9 protein-coding genes are annotated in these 12,823 nt (G+C 74.3%); 4 read left to right on the forward strand and 5 right to left on the reverse strand.

The genetic code is table 11. The features are described 5' to 3' along the window. The first annotated feature begins 156 nt into the window (after window positions 1-156). Together ACWDCZ_RS07940 and ACWDCZ_RS07945 are read left to right on the forward strand one after the other, a co-directional pair. Window positions 157-759 carry a hypothetical protein gene (locus tag ACWDCZ_RS07940; RefSeq protein WP_449815509.1) on the forward strand — a complete coding sequence of 201 codons (603 nt, stop codon included), beginning with the start codon at window positions 157-159 and terminating at the stop codon, window positions 757-759. Window positions 760-994: 235 nt separating this feature from the next. Then, on the forward strand, window positions 995-4,276 hold the full coding sequence (locus tag ACWDCZ_RS07945; RefSeq protein ID WP_449815510.1) for an SdrD B-like domain-containing protein: 3,282 nt from the start codon (window positions 995-997) through the stop codon (window positions 4,274-4,276). A 92-nt stretch (window positions 4,277-4,368) separates the two neighbouring features. On the opposite strand, the gene ACWDCZ_RS07950 is transcribed toward ACWDCZ_RS07945, so the two are convergent. From ACWDCZ_RS07950 to ACWDCZ_RS07970, 5 genes are all read right to left on the reverse strand, one after another. Continuing rightward, complete coding sequence (locus ACWDCZ_RS07950; RefSeq protein WP_117491456.1) at window positions 4,369-4,845, reverse strand: hypothetical protein; 477 nt, start codon at window positions 4,843-4,845, stop codon at window positions 4,369-4,371. Window positions 4,846-5,180: 335 nt separating this feature from the next. Next, entirely contained in the window at window positions 5,181-5,933 is a 753-nt protein-coding gene (locus ACWDCZ_RS07955) for a choice-of-anchor P family protein (protein WP_449815511.1), read from the reverse strand. Between the two features lie 113 nt (window positions 5,934-6,046). Continuing rightward, the gene (locus tag ACWDCZ_RS07960) at window positions 6,047-7,429 is read right to left on the reverse strand and encodes a glycosyltransferase (RefSeq protein ID WP_449815512.1); all 1,383 of its coding nucleotides are present in this window, start codon (window positions 7,427-7,429) and stop codon (window positions 6,047-6,049) included. Beyond that, complete coding sequence (locus ACWDCZ_RS07965) at window positions 7,426-8,043, reverse strand: archaeosortase/exosortase family protein (protein ID WP_387972476.1); 618 nt, start codon at window positions 8,041-8,043, stop codon at window positions 7,426-7,428. The genes ACWDCZ_RS07960 and ACWDCZ_RS07965 overlap by 4 nt, the downstream gene beginning before the upstream one ends. 60 nt (window positions 8,044-8,103) lie before the next feature. After that, window positions 8,104-8,310, reverse strand: coding sequence for a hypothetical protein (locus ACWDCZ_RS07970; protein WP_387972479.1), 207 nt, complete (start codon window positions 8,308-8,310; stop codon window positions 8,104-8,106). Between the two features lie 418 nt (window positions 8,311-8,728). Between ACWDCZ_RS07970 and wecB the strand changes: the two genes are divergently transcribed. Next, complete coding sequence (gene wecB / locus ACWDCZ_RS07975) at window positions 8,729-9,916, forward strand: non-hydrolyzing UDP-N-acetylglucosamine 2-epimerase (RefSeq protein WP_449815513.1); 1,188 nt, start codon at window positions 8,729-8,731, stop codon at window positions 9,914-9,916. Between the two features lie 235 nt (window positions 9,917-10,151). Then, entirely contained in the window at window positions 10,152-12,779 is a 2,628-nt protein-coding gene (lanKC, locus tag ACWDCZ_RS07980) for a class III lanthionine synthetase LanKC (protein WP_449815514.1), read from the forward strand. The last annotated feature ends 44 nt before the right edge of the window (window positions 12,780-12,823 follow it).

Consider the following 12,823-nt stretch of genomic DNA (forward strand, 5'->3'; position numbering starts at 1 on the left):
GACGGCACCACGCTGACGCTCCACTGACGCAAGGCAGGATGCACGACAGGTGAGGCCGGGCCCGGGGGTGCTCCCCCGGGCCCGGCCGCTTGCGCGCGCCGATGATCATCCCGGCGTAGGCTCTCGGCTGATCACAGGGGCACAGGAGAGGGAGACATGGGCCAGAAGATCATCCGGTTCTCGGACCTGACCGGCAAGCACGCGGAGAGCGACGCGGACCTGGTGCGGGTGGTGGTGCTCCGGCACCCCGACCTGACGGACGGTCCGGTCGAGATCGACGCGCTGGCCGGGGAGTTGGGCGGCGTGCGGGAGCTGGCGCTCGACCTGGTCACCGTCGAGCTGCACCACCCGGACCAGGCGGAGCCGCAGACGGTGGTGATGGAGGCGGCGACCTTCGACCGGCTGGCCTCGGCCGCGCCGATGGCCGAGGTGCTGCGCGGCGCCCGCCCGGCCGCCCGGACGGCCGCGCGCGAGACGGCGCCCACCCCCGTGCGCGAGGCCGCGCCCACCACCGTGCGCGGGGCGGCGCCCGCCGCCGGCCGGGAGCGGGTCGACCACGCCGGCCTGGAGCACGCCGGACGGCCGCACCAGGGCCGCACCACCGAGGCGGAGAAGCAGGTCGTCCGGGAGCACCTGGAGGAGATCAACGAGCGGCTCGCCGCCGAGGGCGTGCGCACGATCGACCCGGCGAACGTCGAGCACGTCACCCAGTACCGGCTGGATACCCTGGCCCGGGAGACCGGTGTGATGTTCGGCTGAGCCACCCGGGTCGCCCCGCCCGGCGCTCCGGTTGCGCCGCCCGCCGGGGGGAGCTCGGCGGGGGCGGCCCGGCCCGGCGGCCACAAAGCCCCACGGAACGCCGTACCGTCCCGGAACGCCGTACCGCCCCGGGCCGCGCTGCCGCCGGGCGGGTGACCGCCGAGCAGGTGAACCGCCGCGACCGGCCCTCGTGTCGCCGACCGGTGCGCCGGGGCGATCGGCTGGACTGCCCGCTATGCGACTTCCATTCCGGACCGGGCGGATCGCCTCGGTCCTGGCGCTGGTGGCCGGCTCGCTGCTGAGCAGCAGCGTGCTGGCCCCACCGGCCCAGGCCGCGATCTCCTTCACCAAGAGCGTCGACAAGGCGACCGTCTCCCCGGGGGAGAACGTCACCTACACGCTGCGCTACACCTGCTCCATCACCGAGTGCACGGGCGGGAACATCCTCGACACCCTGCCGTCGAACATGCAGTTCCTCGGCTGGACGCCGGACCCGTCCTCGGTCGACGTGGCCGCCTCCACCGTGCCCGCCGCGGGCGCGACGGGCGGCACGATGGACATCAGGCTGAAGGACCTCAGTCCGGGCACCACCGCCACCATCACGGTGACGATGAAGTACCCGAACTTCACCACCCCGAACGGCGCCACCTCGACCAACTCGGCCACCATGTCGGCCACCGGCGAGACCTCGCAGACCGCCACCGCGAACACCACGGCCCAGGTGCAGCCGCAGTACACGGTGACCAAGGGCATCCAGACCTCCAGCAGCGACAACCGCACCGTCACCTACCAGTTCACCCCCTGCGCCACCGACAACGTGCCCAACGTCGACCTGGACACCAGCCGGCTGCTGGACACCCTGCCGCCCGGCGCGGTGGTGGACACCGGCCGCTCGCCGGGCTGGACGCAGGTGCCGCCCGGCCCGAACACCTGGGGCTACGACATCGGCCCGTTCGTGTCCGGCAACGGGCGCGGCGGCTGCCGCAACCCGGGCGTCCTGGTGGTCAACTACCCGGCGGCCTCCTTCCCGGACGGGACCACCTCCGAGAACACCGTCGACCTGCTCGGCGCGCCGCTCACCGAGGCCGAACGGCAGCTGGACACCTCGTCCGTCACCACCAACACGTTCCAACCCCCGGTGACCGGCGTGGTGGTGACCGCCAGCAAGGTCTGGCGCGACACCACCACCAACGGCGACCTCAACTCCTTCAGCCTGTCCGCCACCAACACCGCGGGCCCGGCCACCAGCCTCACCATCACCGACCCCGGGGCCGGCAGCACCGACGGCGTCTACAACTGGATCTTCCCGCAGTCCCTCCAGCTGGAGCCGTGGAACCCCACCAGCATCCAACTGACCCTGCAGTACCGCCTCAACGGCGACCCCACCTGGCACACCTTCACCCCGGGCACGCCGTTCAACGGCTCCACCGCACGGCGGCTCACCTTCGCCCAGGGCGCGGGCGACCCGGCCAACGACGTGCTCGGCATCCCCGCCGGGCAGTGGCTGGACGGGCTCAAGCTCACCTGGAACGGCCCGATCCCCACCGGCTGGAGCCCCGGCAACGCGGTGCAGCTGGTCACCCAGGTCGCCACCCCCGGCCACGACGGGCGCCCCGCCCCCGAGCCGCTGACCAACTGCGTGGACACCAGCGCCACCGACGGCACCACCACCGCCAACGCCAACGCCTGCGCCCGGACCACCATCACCCAGGCCACCAACCTCGGCGCCGCCAAGACCACCGTGGCCGGCGAGCTGTCCGCCCCCGGCGGCAAGGCCACCTTCCAGGTCATCCCGTACAACCGCAGCGCCCACGACCTGGACCGCCCGCTCGTCCTGTACGACCTGCTGCCCGCCGGCGTGGTCTACATCGACGGCTCGGCCCGGCCCGACCCCGACTACCCCGATGCCAAGGCCCCCTCGTCGATCACCGTGACCCCGGGCCCGGACGGGCGCCAGCTCGTCAAGATGGAATGGCCGGCCGGCGCCCCCGACTCGACGTACCTGCACGACGCCATGGCCTACCGGATGCTCTTCGACGTCCAGGTCGCCGACAGCATCCGCTCCGGCACGCTGACCAACGACGTCTACGTCACCGTCGACCAGCCCACCCACCCGGTCGCCTGCATGTACTCCGGCTCCGACAGCGGCAGCACCCCCGACGTGCTCGACCTCAACGGCAACGGCGACACCACCGAGCTGATGTGCCACGCCTCCTCGCAGATCCAGGTCGACGTGCCGGCGGTGCTGCGCTCGTACAAGGAGGTCAAGGGGGACCTCGACGCCGACTACATGACCATCGGCACCGCCACCCCCGGCGGCCAGACGTCCTGGCGGATGACCGTCCGCAACGACTCCCCGGACCCGGTCACCGACTTCATCGCCTACGACAAGCTCCCCACCCCCGGCGACAACTACGTGCTCACCCAGGACGCCCCGCGCGGCAGCGCCTGGACCCCGTCGCTCAGCCAGCCGATCACCAGCAACGACCCGACCGTGGTGATCGAGTACGCCACCGACCCCAACCCCTGCGTGAACCCGCTGCTGGTCGACCGCACCGGCTGCAACAGCGCCGCGGTCTGGAGCACCACCTTCCCCGGGCCGGGAACGGCCACCTGGTTCCGCCTCAGCCGCCCCGGCGCCCTGGCCTCCGGCGAGTCCTTCACCCTGACCTGGCCGATGGTCGCCTCCTACGACGCGCCGGAGGGCGAGTACGCCTGGAACAGCTTCGCGTACACCGCCACCGACGCCTCCGGCCGCCAGCTGCTGCCGGCCGAGCCCGCCAAGGTCGGCGTCGCGGTCAAGCGCGTCGCCCCCTCCAACAACGCGCTGGGCGACTTCGTCTGGCACGACCGGGACGGCTCCGGGATCCAGAAGCCCGGTGACGAGGGCATCCCCGGGGTCACCGTGCACCTGCTGGACGGCAACGGGCAGCCCGTACGGGACAAGGACGGCAAGCCGGTCACCACGGTGACCGACGCCACCGGGCACTACCTGTTCGACAACCTGCCGGACGGCAGCTACGCGGTGCGGTTCGACCTGACCACCCTGCCCAAGGGCGCCACCGTCACCAAGCAGCACGCCGGCACCGACCCGAGCAAGGACTCGGACGGCGACCCGACCACCGGCATCACCCAGACCGTCACCCTCAGCGGCGGGCAGCGCGACCTCGACCTCGACCTGGGCGTGATCCTCCAGACCAGCTCCCCGTCGCCGTCGCCCTCGCCCTCGCCGAGCCCGTCGCCGTCCCCCTCCCCGTCGCCGAGCCCGAGCCCGTCGCCGTCCCCGTCCAACTCCCCGTCCCCGTCCCCGTCGCCGTCACCGACGTCCTCGCCGAGCGCGACGGCCACCGCGACCCCCACCCACTCCCACACCCCGAGCGCGTCGGAGAGCGGCGAGCTGCCGCACACCGGCGGCTCCTCCTCCGACACCCTGGTCGCGGCGCTCGGAGCCATCGCCCTCCTCGGCGGCGGCGTCCTCTGCTTCGTCGCCTACCGCCGACCGGGCCGCCACAGCTGACGCCCGCTCGGACCCCCGCCTGACACCAGCAGGACACCAGTGGCGCCGCCCCACCGAGGGCGGCGCCACTGGCGCGTTCGGGGCCGGTACTCCTAGTCCAACTGGGACAGCACGTCGGTGATCAGCCTGGTGGCGAAGTCCTCGCCGTTGCCCGAGATCCGGTTGATGTACTCCGCGAGCAGGACCACCATGGCCTCCAACGGGTTCATCTCCTCCTTCGTCCACGGTCCGTACTGGGCGCGCCAGAGGTTGGGGCTCAGGCCCGTACCGGCGGCGATGAGCAGGCCGGCCATGATGGGGATGACCTCGGGGCTGAAGGTCCTCGGCATCATCCGCATGGTGGCCACCAGGCTGGGGACCGCGTGCTCGATCACGTCCTCCTCCTGCTTCTCGAAGGCCGTGCGCAGCCAGTTCATGTACATGTAGACGAGCGTGCAGGCGCCTTCCACCAGCGCCTCGGCCTCGCCGGGGCCGAAGGACGCGGTGAGCTGGTCGACCAGCCGCTGGTGCTCGGGGTCCGTCCCGGACTTGCCGTCGTAGATGGACTTGAGCCGGGAGTCGATCACCATGAGCGCCGCGCTCACATCGCCGACGGGAGCGTACTTGGGGTCGCAGGACGACACGGGACTCCTCCTAGAGCGGCCACGGCCGGTACGGCCGGTCGGTTCGTAGGGTAGGCGAGCGGTCGGACCGGGTCCGACGGCTCCGGCCCCAGGCACCCCGCGGTGCCGGGTACGGAAGGGCCGGGGCGGACCGGCCTGAGCGGTCCGGTGGTGGTGGGACGGGCCTTCCCGTCACCCGGCGGCAGCGGCTCACACGTCAGGGCGAGGTGCCGGAAGCCGGGTTGACCGCGGTGGGCGGCGGGCGGCCGGCCCCTGCTCCGGGCCGGCCGCCCTGCCTCCCGTCAGACGGCCGACACGGCGGACCGGGCGTTGCGGCGGCGGACGTAGACGGTGGCCAGGACGCCGGCGAGCACCGCCCCGCCGCTCGTCCCCGCGACGGACGGGTTGATCATCGGCACGGCGGCGGCGGGCTCGGCGCCGCCGCACCGGGCGTGCCCGATGACCAGGTTGGCGCCGTTCAGCGACGGCAGCAGGGTGAGGTGGACGGCGTTGACGGTGAGGACGCCGTTGGCGTCGGTGGTCTGCTCGTTGAGGACGATCGAGCCGACCAGCGGGATGCTGACCCTGGTGTTGGCGGGGGCGTTGGCCTGGAGGTTGGTCGGGATGCCGGCGACGCTGATCGACCCGCCCGCGATCAGGCCGCTGCCGGTGGCCCCGGTGGGGGTGGCGGCGCAGGTCGAGTCGACGCCGGTCAGGGAGACCGAGGCGACACCGAGGTCGAGCCCGAGCTTGTCGACCGTCGCGGAGGCCGAGGCGGTGCCGTCGACCGGGTTCCCGGCGGTGTTCGCGGTGAGCACGGAGGTGGTGGCGACCGGCCCGACGGTGAGGCCGACCAGGGTCCGGGTGCCGCCGGACGGGTACGTCGACTCCGGCGACGGCGCGACGGCGACCATCCCGCCCAACGCCTCCGTGGAGACGACGTAGGCGTCGGCCGCCGGGGCGGGCAGCGCGGCGTACGCCGGGGACGCCACGGACAGGGCGCCGACGGCGAGGGCGGTTCCGGCGAGGACACGGTTGCGGGTACGAGTGCGCACGGGTGGGCCTTTCGGACGGGGGCACGGCGGACGGAGGTGTCCGCCGTACGGAGGGGGCAGGAAGGGGGTGGTGCGTCGACTCCGCCGACCGGCCGGGGAGAAGTCTCGGCCGCTCAGACGGTGGCGATCTCCTGGGCGGCGGGCGCGGGGGCCTGACCCGGCGGCGGCTCGGCCGTACGGGTCGTCTTCTGCCAGGAGCCCTTGCCCCGCACGATCCGCCAGAAGGCGCGGACCGCGACGAGGTAGGTGGTGGCGGCGTAGACCGCGAGCGCCAGGCCGTAGCCGAGCGCGGCCCGGCGGCTGATCCCCGGTTCGCCGCGGCGCCGGTACAGCGGGCCCCAGAGGGCGAACTCGGCGACCCCGACGACCAGGTAGAGCGCGATCAGCACGGCGCCGCCCTGGCGGAGGAAGGCGAGCACGAACTCGGGGTAGAAGACCGCGTTGTAGCCGAAGGCGGCGATCGGCACCGCGTAGACCACCAGGCCGACGACCTGGAGCCAGGGCTGGACCATGAAGTAGAGGACTTCCAGGAAGCCCGCCGTGGTGAACTCCCGGGAGCTCCAGACCCGGCGCAGGTACGGCGCGCACTGCATCGAGCCCTGCGCCCAGCGGACCCGCTGGGTGATCAACTGCCGTACGTTCCACAGGGCTTCCTGGTCCACCCAGGCGGTCGTGGTGTAGCCGTTGCGCCAGCCGGCCAGCATCATCCGCAGCCCGAGCTCGAAGTCCTCCAGCAGCGCCCGGCCCCACGGCCCGCCGCTGCCGCCCCGGTCGATCGAGCGCAGCGCGCTGAGCCGGTTGGCCTGGCCGTTGCCGCCCACGTTGACGGTCCGGGTGAGCCGGCGGGTGATCTGGATGGCGGAGATCGGCCCGCGGAACTCGATGTCCTGGAGCCGGGCCAGCAGCCGGGCGAAGCGGTTGGCCAGGCGCCCCCGGTGGGGCAGCGGCACGGCCACGTCGCGGTTGGACATCCGGACCTCGACCTGGACGGCGCCGATGGCCGGGTCGCCGAAGCAGGAGGCTCCGGCGAAGGTGTCCAGCATGCCCGGGGAGGGCCGTCCGTCGGCGTCCAGGACGATCAGGACGACCCGGTCGGCGTCGGCGCCCTCCGGCAGCCGGGCTTCGAGCGCCCGGTAGGCGGCGTTCAGGGCGTCGCCCTTGCCGGTACGCGCCCGCGGCAGCCGCCGGTCGACCAGGTGGACGGGCCGCCCCTCGGCGGCCCGGGCCCGTACCGCCTCGGCGGTCCGGTCCTCGCAGTGGTCGTCGACGACCCAGACCCGTGCCCGGGGGAAGTGCTCGGCGAGGTAGTCCAGGGTGGTGCCGATCACGGCCTCCTCGTCCCGGCAGGGTATGAGGAAGTGCCAGTCGAACCGGTCCGGGTCGCCCGGGGCGTCCGGGCGGACCCGCAGGAAGTTGCGCACGATCACCGTGACGTAGGCGAGGAAGCCGATCCCCAGCACGAAGGAAAGGGAGACGGACAGGTCGAGCAGGGTCACGGCGCACCGGCCTCCGCGTCGCGGGTGGACGTTCGGGTGATCAGGAGGAGGAAGAGCAGCAGCGCGATCAGGCCGGCGGCCATCATCAGCACCGAGCCGAACAGGACGTGCGTCCAGCCGAACCCCTCGTCGCCGTACCGGTACTGCATGGCGACGATCAGCGTCAGCCGGCCCAGGTTGGCGGCGAGGACCAGCGCGGCCGCCAGGACGAAACCCAGCAGGACCCGGGCCGGCCCGCGGGTGCCGAACAGCAGCAGGACTCCGGCCAGCAGGGCCAGCGGGGCGATCAGCAGCGCGCTGCTGCACCCGCTGGTGAGGGCGATCCCGCGCCCGAACCCGCTCGCGTCGCCGGCGTACAGCACCGGCGCGTCGGGGGCGGCGAGCAGCAGGGTCCGCAGGCCGAGCCCGTGCGAGACCACCCACCGCGCACCGGCCAACTCCTGGAACCGGTAGGCGCGTTCACCGGCGACCAGGGCCCCGCCCAGGCCCAGCAGCAGCGGTCCGGCCACCCCGGCGAGCACCCGGCCCGACAGCGGGGCGCGGCCGGGCCGCGACAGCGGCGGGCGGGCCGGCCCCGGTGGCCGGGCGGGTTGCGGGTACACGTCTGCGGTCACGGGGACACCCCTCGGGAGGAAGGCGGGTTGGCGGCGGGCGGCGCGGTGCGGTCCGGCGGGCTAGCGGCCGTCGCGCTTCCGGTCGGTCCGGTCAGTCCGATCGGCCCGGTCGGCGGCCAGCCGGCTGCGCCGCAGCAGTGCGACTCCCACCAGCACCAGGGCGGTGCCGGCCGCGGCCGCGAAGCCGAGGCCGGGCGAGCCGGTCGAGGCCAGTACGCCGCCGCCGGCCGCCGTCGGGGGGAGTCCGCCGCCTATGGGTCCGTACATGGTGGTTCCTCTCGTGAGGTCCGGTCGTGAGGTCGGGTCGTGATGTCCGAGTCATCCCGATCTTTGCGATCTGGAGCCGTATGTTGCTGGGCCGATCGGATGATCGGATAGGTGCGCCGCGCCCATTCGGGTGGAAATCACCCGTTTGCCGCAACCGGCCGCGCGGGGGCATCGGCGAACCGGTATCCGTGGGCGAGACCGGCCGCCAAGTGGGCCCGGTACGGCGGGTCTTGATGCACCGGCACACGAACCACCGCCGGGCCCGTTCCGCTCCCGAGGCGGCCTCGGACGGACCCCGGACGGCCTCCTGTCGGCCAAGTGGGTGACATTGTTCCCACCTATGGATCTTTCTGACGAATCCCCCCATATCGTCTGCTGATACTTCACCACCCCACCCCCTCGCCCCCTTCGGAGCGCCATGTCCTCGACCGACGTCGCCCTGGTCCTCGGAACCCGACCGGAGATCGTCAAACTCGCCGGAGTGGCCCGCCTCCTCGGCCCGCGGGCCCGCATCGTCTGGAGCGGCCAGCACTGGGACCCGGCCCTCACCACCACGTTCTTCGCCCAGTACGGCCTCCCCCGCCCGCACCACCTGCTGAAGGGCGTCGGCGGCGAACCGCGCGGACGCCAAATAGGCCGGATGGTCAGCGCGTTGAGCGACCACCTCGCGGCCCGCCCGCCGGCCGCCGTCCTCGTCCAGGGCGACACCAACACCGCCGCCGCCGGCGCCCTCGCGGCGCACTGCGCGGGCATACCCGTCGTCCACGTCGAGGCCGGACTGCGCTCCTTCGACCCCGGCATGCCCGAGGAGGCCAACCGCCGCCTGATCGCCCCGCTCGCCGACCTGCACTGCGCGCCCACCGCGACGGCGGCGGCGCACCTGCTGCGCGAGGGGATCGAAGCCGACCGGGTGGTGATCACCGGCAACACCGTCGTCGAGGCGACCCTGGCGACCCTGCCCGCCGAGGCCGAGGCCCACCGCATCGTCGCCGAACACGCCGTCACCCCCGGCGGCTACGTGCTCGCCACCATCCACCGCCCCGAGAACACCGACGACGCCGCGCGGCTCGCCCAGATCCTCGACCAGCTCGCCGCCCTGGACCTGCCGGTCCTGCTGCCGCTGCACCCCCGGACCAGGGCCGCCGTCGAGGCCTTCGGCCTGCGCGGCCCGGTCGCACGGCTGCGCCGGATCGAACCGCTGGACCACGCCGGCTTCCTCGCCCTGGCCCGGCACTGCCGGCTGCTGGTGTCGGACTCCGGCGGGGTCCAGGAGGAGTGCACGGTGCTCAAGCGCCCGCTCGTGGTGGTGCGCAACTCCACCGAGCGCCCCGAGGCCGTCCGGGCCGGCTTCGCCCGGCTCGCCCGCCCGGGCCACGAACTCGCCTGCGCGCTGCGGGAGTTGCTCGCCGACGAGGCCGTCGGCGAACGGCTGGCGCAGCTCCCCTCGCCCTACGGCGACGGGCGGGCGAGCGCCGAGATCGTCGCCGCCGTCCGCAGCCGCTACCTCGCCCCCGAGCCGCGCACCGAACAGCACACCGAACAGCGCCCGGAGCCCGACCGCACACCGGTCGCGGCCGCCGCCACCGGCGTCGGCGGACACCGCTGAGCGAGGGCGGACAGCCGCCGCCTCCAGGACCCGCCCGCAAACTGCCAGGCACGAAGGTGGCGGGTCGGACCCGTCGACCCCGCCCACCCCGGCTGGCAGGGTCGGAAGCAGCCCGCAACCGGCGGGATCGACCGCACCCGGGGGGCTCCCATGACGACGACATCCGACGGCCGGCCGGCCACCGGAGCGGGCGCGTCCGGGTGCCGGCCGCGGACCGCGGGCTGAGGCGGGCACCATGGACGACCGCTACGAGCGCCACTGCTTCGCCGACCCGCTGTTCTACGACGACCCCGCCCGCGCCGAGCACGCCGACGACCGCTTCGCCGCCGCCACCGCCCCGCTGCCGCCGGGCTGGGAGCGCCACGAGCACGGCCCCTGGATCAGCCTGCGGCCGCCGCACGCCCGACTCCCCGAGCAGGGCTGGAAGGTGCACGTCTCGGCCACCCCGGACGAGGCGGAGCAGGTCGTCGAGCAGGTCCTGGCGTACTGCCTGGAGCACGGGCTGACCTGGAAGTTCCTGCGCGGCCGGGCCACCGTGCTCGCCCTGAACAGCAAGTACGCCGACCGCCGCGCCAGCGGCAAGCTGATCACGCTCTACCCGGAGGACGACACCCGGCTGGCCCGGGTGCTGGACGACCTGTCCACCCTGCTGAAGGGCGTCCCCGGCCCCTACGTCCTGAGCGACCTGCGCTACCAGGAGGGCCCGCTCTACCTGCGCTACGGCTCCTTCGTCGAACGCCACTGCACCGACGAGCGGGGCCGGCGCGTCCCGGCGATGCGCGGCCCGGACGGCGCACTGGTGCCCGACACCCGGGGCACCGTCTTCACCGTGCCGGACTGGGCACCGGTGCCGGAGCTGGTCTCCGCCCAGCTCGCCGCCGACGCCGCGCGTGAGGCCGAGGCCCCGGCCGACTTCCCGTTCGAGGTCGTCAAGGCGCTGCACTTCTCCAACGGCGGCGGGATCTACCTGGCCACCGACCGGCGCGACGGCCGACAGGTGGTGCTGCGCGAGGCCCGCCCGCACGCCGGGCTCGACTACGCCGGCCGGGACGCGGTGCAGCGGCTGCTGAGCGAGCGCCGGGTGCTGGAGGCGCTGGCCGGGGTGGACTTCGTGCCCGCCCTGTACGAGTACCGGCAGGTCTGGGAGCACCACTACCTGGTCGAGGAGTACATCGAGGGCGAGCGGCTGGAGGACGTCTTCACCCGCACCTGCCCGCTCACCCACCCCGACCCGGACGAGGCCGAGCTGGCCGCGTACACCGACTGGGCGCTCGACGTGCTCGACCAGGTCGGCGGCATGCTGGCGGCGCTGCACGAGCGCGGGCTGGTCTTCGGCGACCTGCACCCCAACAACGTGATGGTCCGACCGGACGGGCGCTGCGCGCTGGTCGACTTCGAGATCGCCTTCCCCGCCGACGACCCCGCCGCTCCCCCGCTGGGCGCGCCCGGCTTCGTCTCGCCGAAGGCCCGGCGCGGAACCGCCGTGGACGCGTACGCGCTGGCCGCGCTGCGGCTCTACCTCTTCCTCCCGCTGAACATCCAGCTCGGGCTGGACTCGGGCAAGGCCGAGCTGGCCGGCCGGGAGATCTCCCGCCGCTACCCGGTGCCCGCCGGATTCGGGGCCGAGGTGGCCGAGGCGCTGCACCGGGCGGCCGGCGGGAAACTGCCGGCGGGCGCCACCGAACGCGCTCCGGTGTCCGCCGACGGCGCCGCGGGGCCGGCTCGTCCGGCCTGGCCCCAGGAGCCCTCGGCGGACACCGCGGCCTGGCGCCCGGTGCTGGACTCGCTGGCCGCGGGCATCCTGGCGATGGCCACCCCGGACCGGACGGACCGCCTCTTCCCCGGCGACGTCGAACAGTTCGGCCCGGGCCACGGCGGCCTGGGACTGTCCTACGGCGCGGCCGGCGTCCTGTACGCGCTCCGGGCCTGCGGCCGCCCCGCCCCGCCCGAGCACACCGACTGGCTGGTGGCCCGCGCGAACGCCGCGGCCGACCTGCCGCCCGGCCTCTACGACGGGCTGACCGGCATCGCCTGGACGCTGGCCCGGCTCGGGGCGACCCGGGAGGCCGACGCGCTGGTCGAGCGGCTGCTCGCCACCGAGGCCCCGGCCGATCCGGGGCTCGGCTCCGGACGGGCCGGCATCGCGCTCGGCCTGCTCGACCTGGCCGACGTGCTCGGTCGCGAGCGGCTCGCCGACCGGGCCCTGGCCCTCGGCCACGAGCTGGCCCGGGACGAACCCGCACCCCGGCTGCGCGGCCTGCTGGACGGCTGGAGCGGGCAGGCCGCACTGTTCCTGCGGCTGTACGGGCACACCGGCGAGCGGCACTGGCTGACGGCGGCCGAGGCGGCGCTCGGCCGCGAACTGGACGAGGCGGACGTCACCGACGGGATGCTCTTCCTGGTCGAGGACCGCCACCGCCGCAAGCTCCCGTACCTGGCCGCGGGCGGCGTCGGCACCGCCCGGCTGATCTCCGAGCTGGCGCGGCACAGCGGGGCGGACCGACCCGACGGCGCGGGCCGGCTGCCCGGCCGGTTCGCCCAGGCGACCGCCGCCGCCGACCGCGCCTGCCTCCCCGACCTGATCGCGGCGGCCGGCCTGTTCGAGGGCCGGGCCGGCCTGGTACTGCACCTGCTGCGCGGCGGACGCGGGGCCGAGGCCGACCGCCACCTGCGGCTGCTGGAGTGGCACGTGATGAACCATCGCGGCCACCTCGCCTTCCCGGGCCGGCGCTCGATGCGCCTGTCGGCGGACCTGGCCACCGGCGCCGCCGGAGTCCTGGTCGCGCTGCACGAGGCCGTCCTCGGCCCGGTGCCGCTGCCCGGCATCACCGACTTCCCCGGTCCTGAGGCCTCGCGGCCCTGAGGCTTCGAGGCCCCTGGGACCCGGGGGGACCACCACGGCCACCA

The sequence above is a fragment of the Kitasatospora sp. NPDC001225 genome, assembly GCF_053597855.1.